The sequence below is a fragment of the Aestuariivirga sp. genome (genome assembly GCF_965227715.1).
Lineage (GTDB): Bacteria > Pseudomonadota > Alphaproteobacteria > Rhizobiales > Aestuariivirgaceae > Aestuariivirga.
The window spans coordinates 4,273,049-4,285,799 of the sequence record NZ_OZ245771.1 but is presented as its reverse complement, the minus strand read 5'-3'; the positions used below and the strand labels follow the sequence as shown (position 1 = coordinate 4,285,799).

Below are 12,751 nucleotides of genomic sequence, written 5' to 3'. Positions count from 1 at the left end.
GACTGGAAATATGACCATATGCCGCTGCAGACCATTTCGCCTGCCATCGTGGGCCCGCGCCCCAAGCTCAAGATCACCGAAGTAGAATGCCATGTTCTGCTGGCGCCCGACTTCAATCCGGGTTTCACCTCCTCCGCTCAGGACAGCTTCATCGTCGTGATCCGCACCGATGGCGGCGTGTGGGGCGTGGGCGAATGCGATGCCAACCCATGGATGGCGAAGGCCTGCATCGAAGCGCCGGGCACCCACACCATGGGTCTCTCAATCCGTGACATGCTGATCGGCGCGGACCCATTCGAGATCGGTGCCATCTGGAACAAGCTCTATCTCGGCACGGCAATGAACGGCCGGCGCGGCATGGTGATCCACGCCATCAGCGCGGTTGAAATGGCGTTGTGGGACCTTTGCGGCAAGGCCGTTGGCAAGCCAGTCCACGCCTTGCTGGGCGGCGCCACCCGCGAGACGATCACCCCTTACGCATCGCTTCAGCCCGCGGGGCACAGCTTTGAGCAATACTGCGAGGCCCTGTGCGCCTCTGCGGAAGGTGCCAAGAATCTGGGCTTCAAGGCGATGAAGACCGAAATCACCATGAACGGGCCCTATGCCCATGGGGGCATGCGGGAGAGCTATGACAGGCACACCGAAGTCCTGGCGTCCATCCGCAAGACGATCGGCCCCGACATCACCCTCATGGTGGATGTGCAGTATCTCTGGGAGGACGCCGCAACCTGCCTGTCCGTGGTGAAGGACTGGAAGGAGTTCAATTGCTACTTTTTGGAAACGCCCCTCTGGTCGGACAACGTCCACGAAATTGCCAAGCTGGTGGAGAGTGCTCCCATGCCCATCGCCTTCGGTGAGTGGCTGGCAACGCGCTTCGAGTTCGAGGAGCTGATGGATATCGGCAAGGTGCAAGTGGCGCAGCCCGATGTCGGCCGCGTCGGCGGAATTGGCGAAGCCAAAATCGTGTGCGACATGGCAAAGGAGCGCGGGCGCACCATTGTGCCGCATTGCTGGAAGACAGGCATTTCGATTTCCGGCACGGCCCATCTGGCGTTCGTGACCAACCATTGCGCCTTCATCGAATATCTGCCGCCGCAACTCTGCCACGAAAGGCTCCGCCGCGAACTGGCTCGGGAGGAGCTGGTGCTCAGTCCGGATGGCCTGATCCCGCTGCCGACCAAACCAGGACTGGGTGTCGAGGTCGATTGGGATGTTGTGAAGCGTTACAAGGTTGCGTAAATGAGGCAGCTCGCCATAAGGCTTCTGCTCTTCGGGCTGGCGGCGAGCCTGCCGCTGATTTTCGTCGTGCTGCCGATCGGGACCTTCCTGGTGCTCTCCTTCTTCCACATGGAGAACAATCAGATCGTCTATGCCTTCGGGATTTCCAATTATGTGAACTTCTTCCGCAGCTGGACTTATCTGGGAACTTTTCTTGGAACGCTCTGGCTCTGCATGCAGGTAATGCTCATCTGCATGGCGTTGGGCTATCCCATCGCCTGGTTCGTATGGCGGCGGGCTGGCACGCTGCGATATTTCTTGCTCCTGCTCACAGTGCTGCCGCTGTTCATGAGCTACATCGTCAAGCTCTACACCATTCGATCTGTACTCGGGCTCAACGGACTGCTGAACCAGACGCTGATGGGGCTGGGCTTATTGGACAAGCCCAGTCTTCTCTTCCTGTTCAATCAGCATGCCGTGCTCGGCACGATGTCCGTGCTTTATCTGCCCTTTGCAATATTGCCGATTTTCCTCACGCTCGAACGGATACCCGCCATATTGCTGGATGCCTCGCGCGATCTCGGTGCTTCGCCATGGTCGACCTTCCGCCATATCGTCTTTCCGCTGGCGTTGCCCGGAACCGTTGCGGGAGCGCTCTTCACCTTCGTGCTCGCGCTAGGAGACTTCGTGACGCCGCAGATGGTGGGCGGCACCACCGGCTTCACCTTCGGGCGGGTGATATGGTCTCAGTTCGGCCTTGCCTATAATTGGCCCTTTGGGGCCGCCATGGCCGCGATCCTCCTCCTCACGGCCTTCATCATCATCATCCTGGCGGGATATTCCGCCAGCAGGCAGCGGGTCTGAGCGATGCTGAACCGCTCCGAACGGATCGCCGATTTTCTCGCAGGGTTACTGACGGGCATTGTGCTGCTGATCCTCTATGCACCGGTGTTCATCAGCGCCATATTCTCACTGGTCGAAGTGAACGACGGCCGGATCCTGTGGGAGACGGCATCGATCAGGAATTACATCAGCTTGTGGTCCAACCCGTCGGTGATCGATGCGCTCGCCAATACGGCAATCGTCGCGGTGTGTGCCGTCACCATCTCAACCGTCCTGGCGATAGCCCTTGCACTCTATGCCGAATGGCCGGGCGCCATGTTCCGGCGCGGCCTTGAAACGGCGATCTATCTGCCGTTTCTGCTGCCTCCCATCGTGACCGGGCTTTCGCTGCTCGTTACCTCGGCACAGCTTGGCATCAACCGGGGCCTTGCAACAATCGTCATGGGGCACAGCGCCTTCGTGCTCGCCGTGGCCTACAGGCTGGTGCTCACGCGGCTGCAATCCATGCCGAAAACGCTCGTCGAGGCATCCTACGATCTTGGGGCCACCCGTCTCCAGACCTTCCGCTACATCACGCTTCCTTTTCTGGCCTCCGCCATTACGACCGGCGCGGTCCTCGCGCTTACCCTGTCTTTCGATGAAACGCTGATCAGCGTGTTCCTGGCAGGCGATCGCATGACGCTGCCCCTGCGGCTCTGGGCGATGATGCGCGTGGGCTTCAGCCCGGAGATAAACGCTCTGGTGACCTTAGTTCTTCTCGTGTCCTTGATTCTCGCCGCAACGGTGGCTTCACGGCTGAAGATAGGCAGTTCCAATCAGGAGTGATGGCAAGATGAACGCAGCAAAGCGGCTCGATAAGCGGATTGCTCTGGTCACCGGAGGGGCGCGTGGCATTGGTGCTGCGATTGCGGCACGGCTGGCGGCAGAAGGCGCAATGGTTGTTATCGCGGACATCGATCAAGCCGAGGCTTCCGCTCACGCCCGGACACTTGCCAGTGCAACTGCACAGCGCGTGGACATTTCGGAGCCCGCCTCGGTTGCTGCACTTACCCATTTCATCAGCCGCGAATTTGGCCAGCTTGACATTCTCGTCAACAACGCGGCCATCCTGGACGCAACCCCACTTTCCAGCCTCACCATGGCGCGCTACCGGACAGTGCTGGACGTTAACCTCAACGGCGCTCTCGATGTCACGCTGGCCATGGTGCCGATGATCCGCAAGGGAGGCGCCGCCCGCCGCATCCTCAACATCGCCTCGATCATGGGCGTGCGTGGATCGCGGGACTCCCTTGCCTATTCCACAGCCAAGGGCGGCCTCGTGAACATGACACGCTGCCTCGCCTGCGATCTTGCCCCGGACGCAATCAACGTCAACGCAATCTGCCCCGGTTTCATCGACACCCGAATGGCAATGCTGCCGGATGGCACCGGACACGAGCACGACACCGACTGGTTCAAGGATATCTACCTCAAGTACCGCCGCATACCGCAGGCCCGCGCCGGCAAGCCCGAGGACATCGCCGGCCCCGCTTTTTTTCTCTGCAGTGACGACAGTGCCTATGTCACGGGCCAGCTTTTGCTGGTGGACGGCGGCGTATCAGCCACATTCTGAAAGATTGCATTCTCTCAAGCTGCAGAAAACGTGACTGCCCGATATACCCGCCTTGATGGCAGCTGCCGCAGCGCCTTCTCAGGGCGCTGTAATATGTAGCCTGCAACAACCGTCACCACCTGGTTTCCAGGTTTCAATGTCGACTTTGAAGCCTGCCGCCTCCAAAGTCCCATAGTCGGCGGCAGCTGCCAAACTGCAGAAAAGTTCGATGTCCTGGTCTGCGAGACCAGCCTCTGTCCAGGCGGACTTCAGGGGACAGGTCTTGAAATGCACGTCGAGCTCACGGTCTGAACAACGCGATACATCCGGAGAAAACATGGCTCCTCCGTCTGGAGCGAAAGCAAAGCTCTTGCAGAGACCAGCAAAATCCGCTGGCAAGTGCCGGTCCAGTCCACCGGCCAGCGAGCGGCCCCAGTTGTAGAGTGCCTCCCTCGTCACCTGGATTGCGGCGTCACGGCCAAACCGTTGCTCAATCGATCGGAAGAATTCGACGTAGACGCCCGCGCGTGCCTTGTTTGCATCGTTCAATGACGACCAGGTTGTATTGGCATCGTGCTCCCGCATTTTGTCCTCTCCCCAAAAAATGGATAGGCTAACGAAAGAACACGGACGAAGCAATTCACGCCCAATATAGCGGAGCATCATCATCGACCAAGAAAGCTGCGGCGTCAGACATTCCGGGGTAACCTATCACGACAGTGATGACCCATTGTGGCACAAAGGACCAGTTACCCACCGTGACCGACCCGCCTGCTCAAGGTTGCTCGGGTGCCGTACTTCCGCTGGCTTTCTCTGCAAGAAGTCATATTTTCGAGCGGGCGGAAGAAAGAGGAATTCAACGTGAAGCGGACAATAGCGCTGTTAGCAAGCGTCTCACTATCTACACTTGCACCGCCAGTTGTCCATGCTGGCAATGTGCTTCCGCCTCCTCCGCTGCCGCAGGGTTATGACGTGAAGGCGCTGAGCAGTGGGCCGCCGAACGTGACGAAGGACCTGAAACCTCTGACGAGCGAGCATGAGAGGCCCAAGGACTTTTCGGTGTTTCCATCTGCCGGTAAAGGCGCAGCTGCGGGCATCCAGTGGTCAGGCTACGTAGCGGCAGGCGCCATTTACAGCAATGCCGGGAAGAAGTGAGTTGCCCGCGAAAGTGAGTCTGTAAGGGCCGGGCCCTCAGCTTCGGCTCAGACAAGCCGAATGATGCCTTGTGCCCCTTCACCTTAGTGCTAGACAGAGCCAATCTCCAGGTGCCGGCGACCAATCTCCAGGTGCCGGCGATATGCCGGAGAATCGGGAACATGGTGCAAGTCCGTGACGTGCCCAACGCTGTAAGGTGGATGAGGCGGTCCACGCCACTGACCATTGCCGGTCTTTCGAGATCGATGGAGCGGGTGAAGGCCAAGTTTAGAGCTGGCATGCTGCACCTTCAACACCAAAGGACGCGCCGCCACTCAAGGCTGGACAAAGTACTAGCCCTGAGGGATCTCGATCCTGATCGTCATGCCGCCCTTCACCGCGAGTAGGGCAGCGATACGGCCTCCGTGTTGTTCGATTGCTTGCTTTGCAATGGCGAGTCCGAGCCCAAATCCCTCCCGTACATTCGCGTCACTCCCCCGCGCAAACGGCTGGAACATCCTCTCAAGCTCCGGCGCCGGTACGCCGTTTCCCTCATCTGTAACTTCAATCCTCAGCCTGCCGTCAGAAACCGCGGAATGGATCGAAATACGGGCGTTGTCAGGCGAATATTTTATCGCATTGCGGATCACGTTCTCCATGGCCCGGTAGATCAGCTCGCCGTTGACCGGGCGCACAAATGTCGTCACACCTTCATGTGCCACCGAGATGCCCCGCGCCTGCGCTTCAAAGGCCGCATCGTCCAGAATTTCATTGAGAAGATCGATGAGGTTGAGCGTTTGGGACGGCTGATCCACCGAGCCAGCGGTGAGACGGGCGAGGGTCAGGACTTCACCCACAAGTGCGTCCATGCGTTCGATTTCACGGTCCATGCGGTCCACGAGGGGGTTCAGTTTCGACGGATTCTGCCGGAGAACGCCGAGCGCCGCCTGAAGCCTGGACAAGGGCGAGCGGAGTTCGTGGGAAACGTCGTGAAACAGGCGTTGCTGGACCTCCTGCAGCTCCTGCAGCCGGCTCGCGCTGACGTCGAAATCATGCGCAAGCTCGGACACCTCATCCTTCCATCCGGCCGTCTTGTCCCCGATCCGCACTTCGAATTCGCCGCGCGCCAGGGCACTCAGACCCTGACGCAGATACGTTACAGGGCGAATGAGATAGCGAGCCAACCAGTAGGCCGATGCAGCACTGGCGATGAGCGCTGCAATCCATGGGCCGAGCTTCAACAAGATTTCGGGCACGACACCTTCTGCATTAGCACGCACGGACAGGTGCTGGCAGGTGCCACCTATAATGATCTGGCGCTCGCTGCCACTTCGAAGCGTCACACAATCCTTGGCGCTGCTCTCGACAAGAGAGAGTTCAACCGGCTGGGGCGCGAGCGCCGCCGCACGCGCGAAGGCAAGTGCTGCGGCCGGGCCAGATTGGGCGAGCAGATTCACGGCGACGTCTAGGGCAAATATCTGCTGTTGATGGCGCACTTCACTTGCGAACGGCACATTGCCAAACAGGAAGCTGATCGTGAAAAGCCCCGCAATGGTCGCGGCCATTGTTACCCAGATCACGAGAAAGAACTTTCCGAACAACCCTCTCATCAGCGATCCAGCAGCAGAAGATAACCCTGCCCCCTCACTGACTGGATCCAGGATTGCCCATCCTCCCTCTTGCCCAGCTTCTGTCGCACGCTGCTGAGATGTACGTCGATGCGCCGGTCAAACGGCGTGAGCGGGCGGCCGAAGGCTCGCTTTGATATGTCCTGCTTAGACACAAGCTGGCCTGCGCTGCGGACGAGCACTTCAAGCAGGGTGAATTCGGTTCCCGTGAGATCGAGCTGCCGCCCGCCCCATTCGGCCGTGCGGGTTCCCGGGTGCATGGTAAGTGCCCCGGCTTGAAGTGCATCCTGCCCGGTTGCCGTGCCGGCCGGAGTCACGCGCCGTAATATGGCTCTGATGCGTGCCGCCAGCTCTCCCGGGGAACACGGCTTCGGAACATAGTCATCCGCACCCAGATTCAATCCCGCTATCCGGTCAACATCGTCACCCTTGGCGGTCAGCATTAATATGGGAACAGTACTTAACCGCCGGATTCGGTGAAGGATGTCGATGCCGTTCACAACCGGCATCATCACGTCCAAGACCACGATATCCACATGACCGGACGTTGCCTCCGAGACGGCCGCGCGGGGATCCTCCATCGTCACAACCTCGAAACCTTCCTCAATGAGGAACTCTCTCAGCAAGCTGGTAAGTTCAACATCGTCGTCGATGAGGAGAACCTTTTTCATTCTTGTGGATGCTCATTGCGATTGCTCCCGGCAGCATATCACCGAGGCGAGAATTGTCCCGGAGATTTTACCTATCTTAACACTGCATTGACCGCACTTTACGTTTGATCCCGTAGAGACAGTGTCACCGAGGCACGTCCAAAGCAGTGATGAGAACACGTCCAGCAGAAGGAAGCACTCTCCTCATTGAATGCGTTGGCCGCGATGCCTCCTCGCCGCTCCCGACGTCCGGAGAGTCCATGCCAATTGACGACGATGTTTTCGGCAGCTGGCAACCATTGCTGCCACATCAGGGAAAACTCTCCGATCTTCTGACGTGGTGGTCCACGCTCGGCGACCCCTCGCTCACGTCGCTGATCGAGCTGGCGCTGCGCGCTAGTCCGACCCCGAATTCCGCCAGCGCTACCATAACCAAGGCCAGGGCTTTGCAGCGAGACGGCAACATCATTGCGTTCCCCGCTGCTTCCTGGGAAAGGAAATTATTTGGGGAGCCACACACGGCAGAGGAAATAGCCACGCCTCTCACGGATGAAAGCTTCGATGGCGAAAACGACTGTCAGGTGTCCTTGGCCGCCGAAGTCGCGGATCACTACATACGGTATAAGTCTTCAGTACTGCTTGCGAACATTCACATGCGCGATGTGGTGTCACGTCAGAAAACGGTCCGCGCCCTGGAGAGAGCTGCCGCCTCTGGCCTCGCTTCTCCGCAGGACCTTGTTCTCGCGCGCGGCCGTGCGGCCGAATCCTCATCCGCGCTGGTAGAGCAGCGGACTTTGTCCCGCAATCTCGTGAGGGCGATGGCCCAGCTGGCAGGCGGTAACGAGGATGGCGTGCGGCTGATCCTGACCAGGGGAAAGCGCAGAATCCCCTTGCCGAAGGATGTCGCGATCATCGCCATACCGGCAGCAACATTGCGCCAGCGCCCCGACATTCGGGCACTCGAGAAGAAACTTGCCGCAGCGCTGAGTGATAGCAGCCATGCCGAGGCGGATATCGAGCCCTACCTGAACCTCTCTGGATGGGTAACGTTCAGTACCTCGGCCTTGGCGGGCGGAGCGCCACTGTGGTCATTCGGGCCGGCATTAAGAACTGCTCCTGTTGAGAAAGGCGAAAGCCGAGTGGCCGTTGTCAGTACAGCTCCCGGTTTTGCGGCTCTCGTGGCCCTCTACAAGCTCACCGTTCTGAATGCCGTGGCGGAGACCGAAGCCGCCTTGCTACGGATCGACGCCATATGTGGACGAGTCATCACGGCGCGCGCAGAAGAACGTTACTTACCCGGCGCCACCAGTACCGGGACGGACGCCGCCAATTTGCCAGAGCGCGAGACCTCAAGCTGCGCGGCCGAAAAGGTGGAGTTCGAGCTCATTCACAATTGCCGCGATGCGGTTCGCTGCTGGATCGCAGTTTATCGAACATCGGGTGGCGGATGGGACGCGAATCTCACGCTGCTCTCTACGCTGCAGCCATTGATGTGAGATGTATTTCCTTGCAACGCCTTCCATTTCCGAGCCTCGCCGTTCTCGTTATATTTCTTGCCGCTGCCCTGCCGGGCCCCGCCCACTGCGCAGATGCACAGACGCAGTCCCCGGCCCTGACCGTCAGTCTCGTAAGCCCCGCCATTCGTGAATGGCCAGAGACAGTACCAGCAAGTGGCTGGCTGAAGCCATGGCGTGAGGCGATCATCGCCTCCGAGATTGGCGGGCTGCGGATAACGGAAATCCTTGCGGAAGTGGGCGCCGTGGTCACCAAGGGGGATCCTCTCGTTCGCCTGGCGCAGGACGAGGTTTTCGCAGAACTGCACAAGCAGGAGGCGGCGGTTGAGTCGGCTCAGGCTGATCTGGACAAGGCAAAGACGAATGCCACACGGGTCCGGAAGTTGACCGGGAACGGCGTTCTTACGCAGGAAAAGACTCTGGAATATCTGGCCGCAGAACAAACAGCGGCAGCATCGCTCAAATCGGCGGAGGCGATGCTCGAAAGCCAGAAGATCAAGGTCGAGCAAACCACGATCCGGGCAGTTGACGATGGTCTGATCACCTCGCGAACCGCTCAGCTTGGTGCGGTCGTCTCGTCCGGCAGTGAGTTGTACCGGTTGGTTCAGCAGCAACGCGTCGAATGGCAGGCAGAAGTGGCCGCGCAATATCTTCCGCGCATCAGACAAGGACTCAAGGTTAACATTTCAGGCCCGGGCGGTTCACCGATTGAGGGAACGGTGAGGCTCGTGGGGCCTACTGTAAACGCCGATACGGGGCGGGCACTTGTCTATGTCGAGCTTCCGGCCAAGCCGCGGCCCCCCATTGGTGTCTATGTTACAGGCGAGATCCAGCTCAACATGAGTTCCGCGCTCGCAGTACCAGAGTCGTCATTGGTGTTCCGGGACGGGCTGACCTACGTTTACGTGGTTGGCGATGACCTTCGCGCTTCGCGCGTGCGGGTCGGGACTGGGCGGCGCAGCGGCAATGAAGTCGAGATCATATCGGGTCTCGAGAGGTCCGCCAAAGTCGTAAAATCCGGTGGCGCATTCCTCTCAGACAATGCCCTCGTCAGCTTGGAAGTGAAGACGCAATGAACTTCTCCGCCTGGTCCATCCGCAATCCTGTTCCGGCCATCCTCCTCTTCGTGCTGCTGACGGCCGGTGGGCTTCTGGCTTTCGAACGGCTGCCGATCCAGAACTTCCCGGACATGGACCTTCCCACCATCAAGATTTCGGCGGGGCTGGAAGGTGCCGCTCCTGCCCAGCTCGAAACAGAAGTTGCCCGGAAGATCGAGGACAATCTCGCGTCTCTGAACTTGCTGGACCACATCACCACGACGATTGACAGTGGCTCGGTTTCAATGAGCGTCTCTTTCAAGCTCGAGAAGGACAGCGAGGAAGCTCTGAACGAGGTCAAGAATGCGGTGGACAGCACAACCGATTTGCCTGCTGGCATGGAAAGACCAACAGTCACCAAGCTGAATGTTCAAAATTCACCCCTCATCACGTACGCCGTGAGTTCATCCCGCCTCAATGAAACCGAGCTTTCCTGGTTCGTTGATAACGAGCTTACCAAGATGCTTCTCTCCGTATCCGGGGTGGGAGAGGTCAGCAGGGTGGGTGGCTTGGACCGCGAAGTCCATATTGATCTCGACCCGCAACTCATGACCTCGCTCGGCATTACGGCCGACGCGGTGTCATCAATTTTAAGAACCGTTCAGTCCGACAGATCCGGCGGTCTTGCTGAAATTGGTGGCACCCGGCAAACCATAAGAACGCTCGCAGGCGTCGCCTCGATTGACGCGCTCAAGGCACTGTCCATTCCGCTCTCAAGCGGCAGGCTGGTGCGGCTTGACGAAATTGGCTCCGTAACCGATAGCTTTGCAGACAGGTCCTCTCTTGCCTTTCTCAATGGAAAGCCGGCGATTGCCGTTCAGGTCAAGCGTTCTAACGGCTTTTCGGATACGGGCGTCGCCACTGACGTGAAGGCCGCCATGGCCACCTTTGCCAAGGACAACCCGGATGTGAGCATCGTCGAGGCCTATGACACGGTGGCGCCCATTGAGGAAAACTATGATGGCTCGATGCACATGCTCTATGAAGGAGCAATCCTGGCTGTCGTTGTCGTTTGGTTGTTTCTGCGCGACTGGCGGGCGACCATTCTTTCGGCCATCGCCCTGCCCCTTTCCGTGATACCGACCTTTCTGGCCATGTATTTTGCAGGCTTCAGCCTGAACATCGTCACCCTCCTTGCGATATCCCTCGTCGTCGGAATTCTCGTCGATGACGCGATCGTCGAGGTGGAGAACATCGAGCGGCATCTTCAAATGGGAAAATCGCCCATGAAGGCCGCGCTGGAGGCGGCCGATGAAATCGGCCTGGCGGTGATTGCGACGACGTTCACGCTTGTCGCGGTCTTCCTACCCACGGCATTCATGAGCGGCATTCCCGGGCTCATCTTCCGTCAGTTCGGCATCACGGCGGCTGTTGCCGTGCTGGCTTCTCTTCTGGTGGCCCGGCTGCTGACGCCAATGATGGCGGCCTACATGATGAAGGTCCATCCGGTTCAGCAACGGGACGGACGCATCATGCGGACCTACATGGCCGTCATGAAAACCTGCCTAAGCCACCGCGTCTACACGATGCTCGGTGTTGCCGTTTTCCTGGGTCTCTCGCTCTCCACAATTCCGTTCCTGAAGTCAGGCTTCATCCCGATTTCGGATAATGCGCAGACCAAGGTGACCTTGACGCTGCCACCTGGAAGCACGATTGAGGATACTGAGCATATGTCACAGCGTGCGGCTGAAATTAGCGGCAAGCGCCCGAACATTATCAGCATCTTCACCGCCGTCGGAAGCGCATCGTCCGGAGGCGGGCTCGACGTCACGACGGCGAGCAATGTCGCCTCTGCAACACTCGTGGTCAATCTGACGCCGATTGGAGACCGCGCCGTCAAACAGTATGAAATCGAGGATGATCTCCGGCGCAGCCTGGCCGTGCTGCCCGGTATCCGCGTCGAGGTCGGATCTGGCGGTAACGGCACCAAGCTCGAAATTGCACTTGCGGGAGACAATGCGGATGCCGTCGAACAGGCGGCCGCTGCGCTGGAAGAGCAGTTGCGCACGCTCAAGGGCATCGGCGCTGTCACGTCAAGCGCCTCGCTCCAAGCACCAGAGGTTCGCATAGTCCCTGACTTCGCCAGGGCAGCCGCGCTTGGCGTCACCTCTGAGACGATCGCCAATGCAGTCCGTGTGGCAACCAGCGGCGGCTATCAATCATCTTTGGCGAAGCTTGACCTGCCAGAGCGGCAGATACCCATTCGGGTTCGCCTAGACCCTCGCAACAGGATGCAATTGGACGACATCGCCAATCTCCGCGTGAGCGGTGCGAAGGGTAATGTATCGCTTGGCGCCCTAGCGGATGTTCGAATGGGGGGAAGCCCATCTCAGATCAAGCGCATTGACCGTTCACGCAATGTGACCGTCTCCGTCGAATTGAACGGGCGGATCCTGGGTGACGTCAACCGCGAAGCGCATGCCCTGCCGGCTCTTCAAAACCTTCCGGAGGGGGTTCGGGTTGTCGAACAAGGCGAGGTGCAACGGAGTTCGGAATTGTTCGGAAGTTTCGCCCTCGCCATGGCGATCGGTGTTGTCTGCATCTATGCCGTGCTGGTTCTCCTGTTTCATGATTTTCTTCAACCCGTGACAATCCTGATGGCCCTACCCCTTTCACTGGGGGGTGCCCTGCTGCCGCTCGTCGTAACCGGCACGAGCTTCTCCATGCCGGCGGTCATCGGCCTCCTCATGCTGATGGGCGTGGTCACCAAGAATTCCATCCTGCTCGTCGAATATGCGGTCATGGCGCGGCGGGCTGGCATGGAACGCTTCGATGCGCTGGTCGATGCCTGCCACAAACGCGCCCGGCCGATCATCATGACCACAATTGCAATGGGGTGCGGGATGCTTCCCGTTGCGCTCAGTCTCGGCGGTGGCGATTCGAGCTTCCGGCAGCCAATGGCAATCGTCGTAATCGGGGGACTGTTGACATCCACTTTCCTCAGCCTCCTGGTGATCCCCGTCATCTTCACTCTGGTGGATGATTTCCTGATCTTCATCAGGCGGCCGTTCGGTGAAATCCGGACAGCCGGCAATCCACAGTGAAGCGGGTATGGCCCGCCGGAATGCAAGCGACT

11 protein-coding genes are annotated in these 12,751 nt (G+C 59.1%); 8 read left to right on the top strand and 3 right to left on the bottom strand.

The window, feature by feature from the left end; genetic code table 11:
* Positions 1-18: 18 nt before the first annotated feature.
* Genes ACO06F_RS20470 through ACO06F_RS20455 form a run of 4 tightly spaced genes read left to right on the top strand, consistent with a single transcriptional unit; the run spans position 19 to position 3,673 of the window.
* Complete coding sequence (locus ACO06F_RS20470) at positions 19-1,239, top strand: mandelate racemase/muconate lactonizing enzyme family protein (RefSeq protein ID WP_421694546.1); 1,221 nt, start codon at positions 19-21, stop codon at positions 1,237-1,239.
* Positions 1,240-2,082: an ABC transporter permease gene (locus ACO06F_RS20465; RefSeq protein ID WP_421694545.1), complete on the top strand. Its 843-nt coding sequence runs from the start codon at positions 1,240-1,242 to the stop codon at positions 2,080-2,082.
* A 3-nt stretch (positions 2,083-2,085) separates the two neighbouring features.
* Positions 2,086-2,886 carry an ABC transporter permease gene (locus tag ACO06F_RS20460; protein ID WP_421694544.1) on the top strand — a complete coding sequence of 267 codons (801 nt, stop codon included), beginning with the start codon at positions 2,086-2,088 and terminating at the stop codon, positions 2,884-2,886.
* A 7-nt stretch (positions 2,887-2,893) separates the two neighbouring features.
* A complete protein-coding gene (locus tag ACO06F_RS20455; protein ID WP_421694543.1) occupies positions 2,894-3,673 on the top strand; it encodes an SDR family NAD(P)-dependent oxidoreductase in 780 nt (259 codons plus the stop codon).
* Between the two features lie 78 nt (positions 3,674-3,751).
* Here the strand turns inward: ACO06F_RS20455 and ACO06F_RS20450 are convergent, their stop codons facing one another.
* On the bottom strand, positions 3,752-4,237 hold the full coding sequence (locus ACO06F_RS20450) for an L-2-amino-thiazoline-4-carboxylic acid hydrolase (protein ID WP_421694542.1): 486 nt from the start codon (positions 4,235-4,237) through the stop codon (positions 3,752-3,754).
* A 276-nt stretch (positions 4,238-4,513) separates the two neighbouring features.
* Between ACO06F_RS20450 and ACO06F_RS20445 the strand changes: the two genes are divergently transcribed.
* Positions 4,514-4,807 (top strand): hypothetical protein, encoded by a 294-nt coding sequence (locus ACO06F_RS20445; protein ID WP_421694541.1) that lies wholly within the window; start codon positions 4,514-4,516, stop codon positions 4,805-4,807.
* Positions 4,808-5,139: 332 nt separating this feature from the next.
* Here the strand turns inward: ACO06F_RS20445 and ACO06F_RS20440 are convergent, their stop codons facing one another.
* Together ACO06F_RS20440 and ACO06F_RS20435 are read right to left on the bottom strand one after the other, a co-directional pair.
* A complete protein-coding gene (locus ACO06F_RS20440) occupies positions 5,140-6,396 on the bottom strand; it encodes a HAMP domain-containing sensor histidine kinase (protein WP_421694540.1) in 1,257 nt (418 codons plus the stop codon).
* Positions 6,396-7,085, bottom strand: coding sequence for a response regulator (locus ACO06F_RS20435; RefSeq protein ID WP_421694539.1), 690 nt, complete (start codon positions 7,083-7,085; stop codon positions 6,396-6,398). The genes ACO06F_RS20440 and ACO06F_RS20435 overlap by 1 nt, the downstream gene beginning before the upstream one ends.
* Before the next feature lie 239 nt (positions 7,086-7,324).
* Between ACO06F_RS20435 and ACO06F_RS20430 the strand changes: the two genes are divergently transcribed.
* The 3 genes from ACO06F_RS20430 to ACO06F_RS20420 are packed head-to-tail and all read left to right on the top strand — an operon-like array spanning position 7,325 to position 12,719.
* A complete protein-coding gene (locus ACO06F_RS20430) occupies positions 7,325-8,560 on the top strand; it encodes a hypothetical protein (RefSeq protein WP_421694538.1) in 1,236 nt (411 codons plus the stop codon).
* On the top strand, positions 8,512-9,654 hold the full coding sequence (locus ACO06F_RS20425) for an efflux RND transporter periplasmic adaptor subunit (RefSeq protein ID WP_421694537.1): 1,143 nt from the start codon (positions 8,512-8,514) through the stop codon (positions 9,652-9,654). The genes ACO06F_RS20430 and ACO06F_RS20425 overlap by 49 nt, the downstream gene beginning before the upstream one ends.
* On the top strand, positions 9,651-12,719 hold the full coding sequence (locus ACO06F_RS20420) for an efflux RND transporter permease subunit (RefSeq protein ID WP_421694536.1): 3,069 nt from the start codon (positions 9,651-9,653) through the stop codon (positions 12,717-12,719). Before ACO06F_RS20425 ends, ACO06F_RS20420 begins: the two co-directional genes overlap by 4 nt.
* The last annotated feature ends 32 nt before the right edge of the window (positions 12,720-12,751 follow it).

What these genes read in the sequence shown, in the direction of transcription:
- ACO06F_RS20470 (WP_421694546.1), top strand. Translation starts at nt 19, where the DNA reads ATGCCGCTGCAGACCATTTCGCCTGCCATCGTGGGCCCGCGCCCCAAG.
- ACO06F_RS20465 (WP_421694545.1), top strand. Translation starts at nt 1,240, where the DNA reads ATGAGGCAGCTCGCCATAAGGCTTCTGCTCTTCGGGCTGGCGGCGAGC.
- ACO06F_RS20460 (WP_421694544.1), top strand. Translation starts at nt 2,086, where the DNA reads ATGCTGAACCGCTCCGAACGGATCGCCGATTTTCTCGCAGGGTTACTG.
- ACO06F_RS20455 (WP_421694543.1), top strand. Translation starts at nt 2,894, where the DNA reads ATGAACGCAGCAAAGCGGCTCGATAAGCGGATTGCTCTGGTCACCGGA.
- ACO06F_RS20450 (WP_421694542.1), bottom strand. Translation starts at nt 4,237, where the DNA reads ATGCGGGAGCACGATGCCAATACAACCTGGTCGTCATTGAACGATGCA.
- ACO06F_RS20440 (WP_421694540.1), bottom strand. Translation starts at nt 6,396, where the DNA reads ATGAGAGGGTTGTTCGGAAAGTTCTTTCTCGTGATCTGGGTAACAATG.
- ACO06F_RS20435 (WP_421694539.1), bottom strand. Translation starts at nt 7,085, where the DNA reads ATGAAAAAGGTTCTCCTCATCGACGACGATGTTGAACTTACCAGCTTG.
- ACO06F_RS20430 (WP_421694538.1), top strand. Translation starts at nt 7,325, where the DNA reads ATGCCAATTGACGACGATGTTTTCGGCAGCTGGCAACCATTGCTGCCA.
- ACO06F_RS20425 (WP_421694537.1), top strand. Translation starts at nt 8,512, where the DNA reads ATGGGACGCGAATCTCACGCTGCTCTCTACGCTGCAGCCATTGATGTG.
- ACO06F_RS20420 (WP_421694536.1), top strand. Translation starts at nt 9,651, where the DNA reads ATGAACTTCTCCGCCTGGTCCATCCGCAATCCTGTTCCGGCCATCCTC.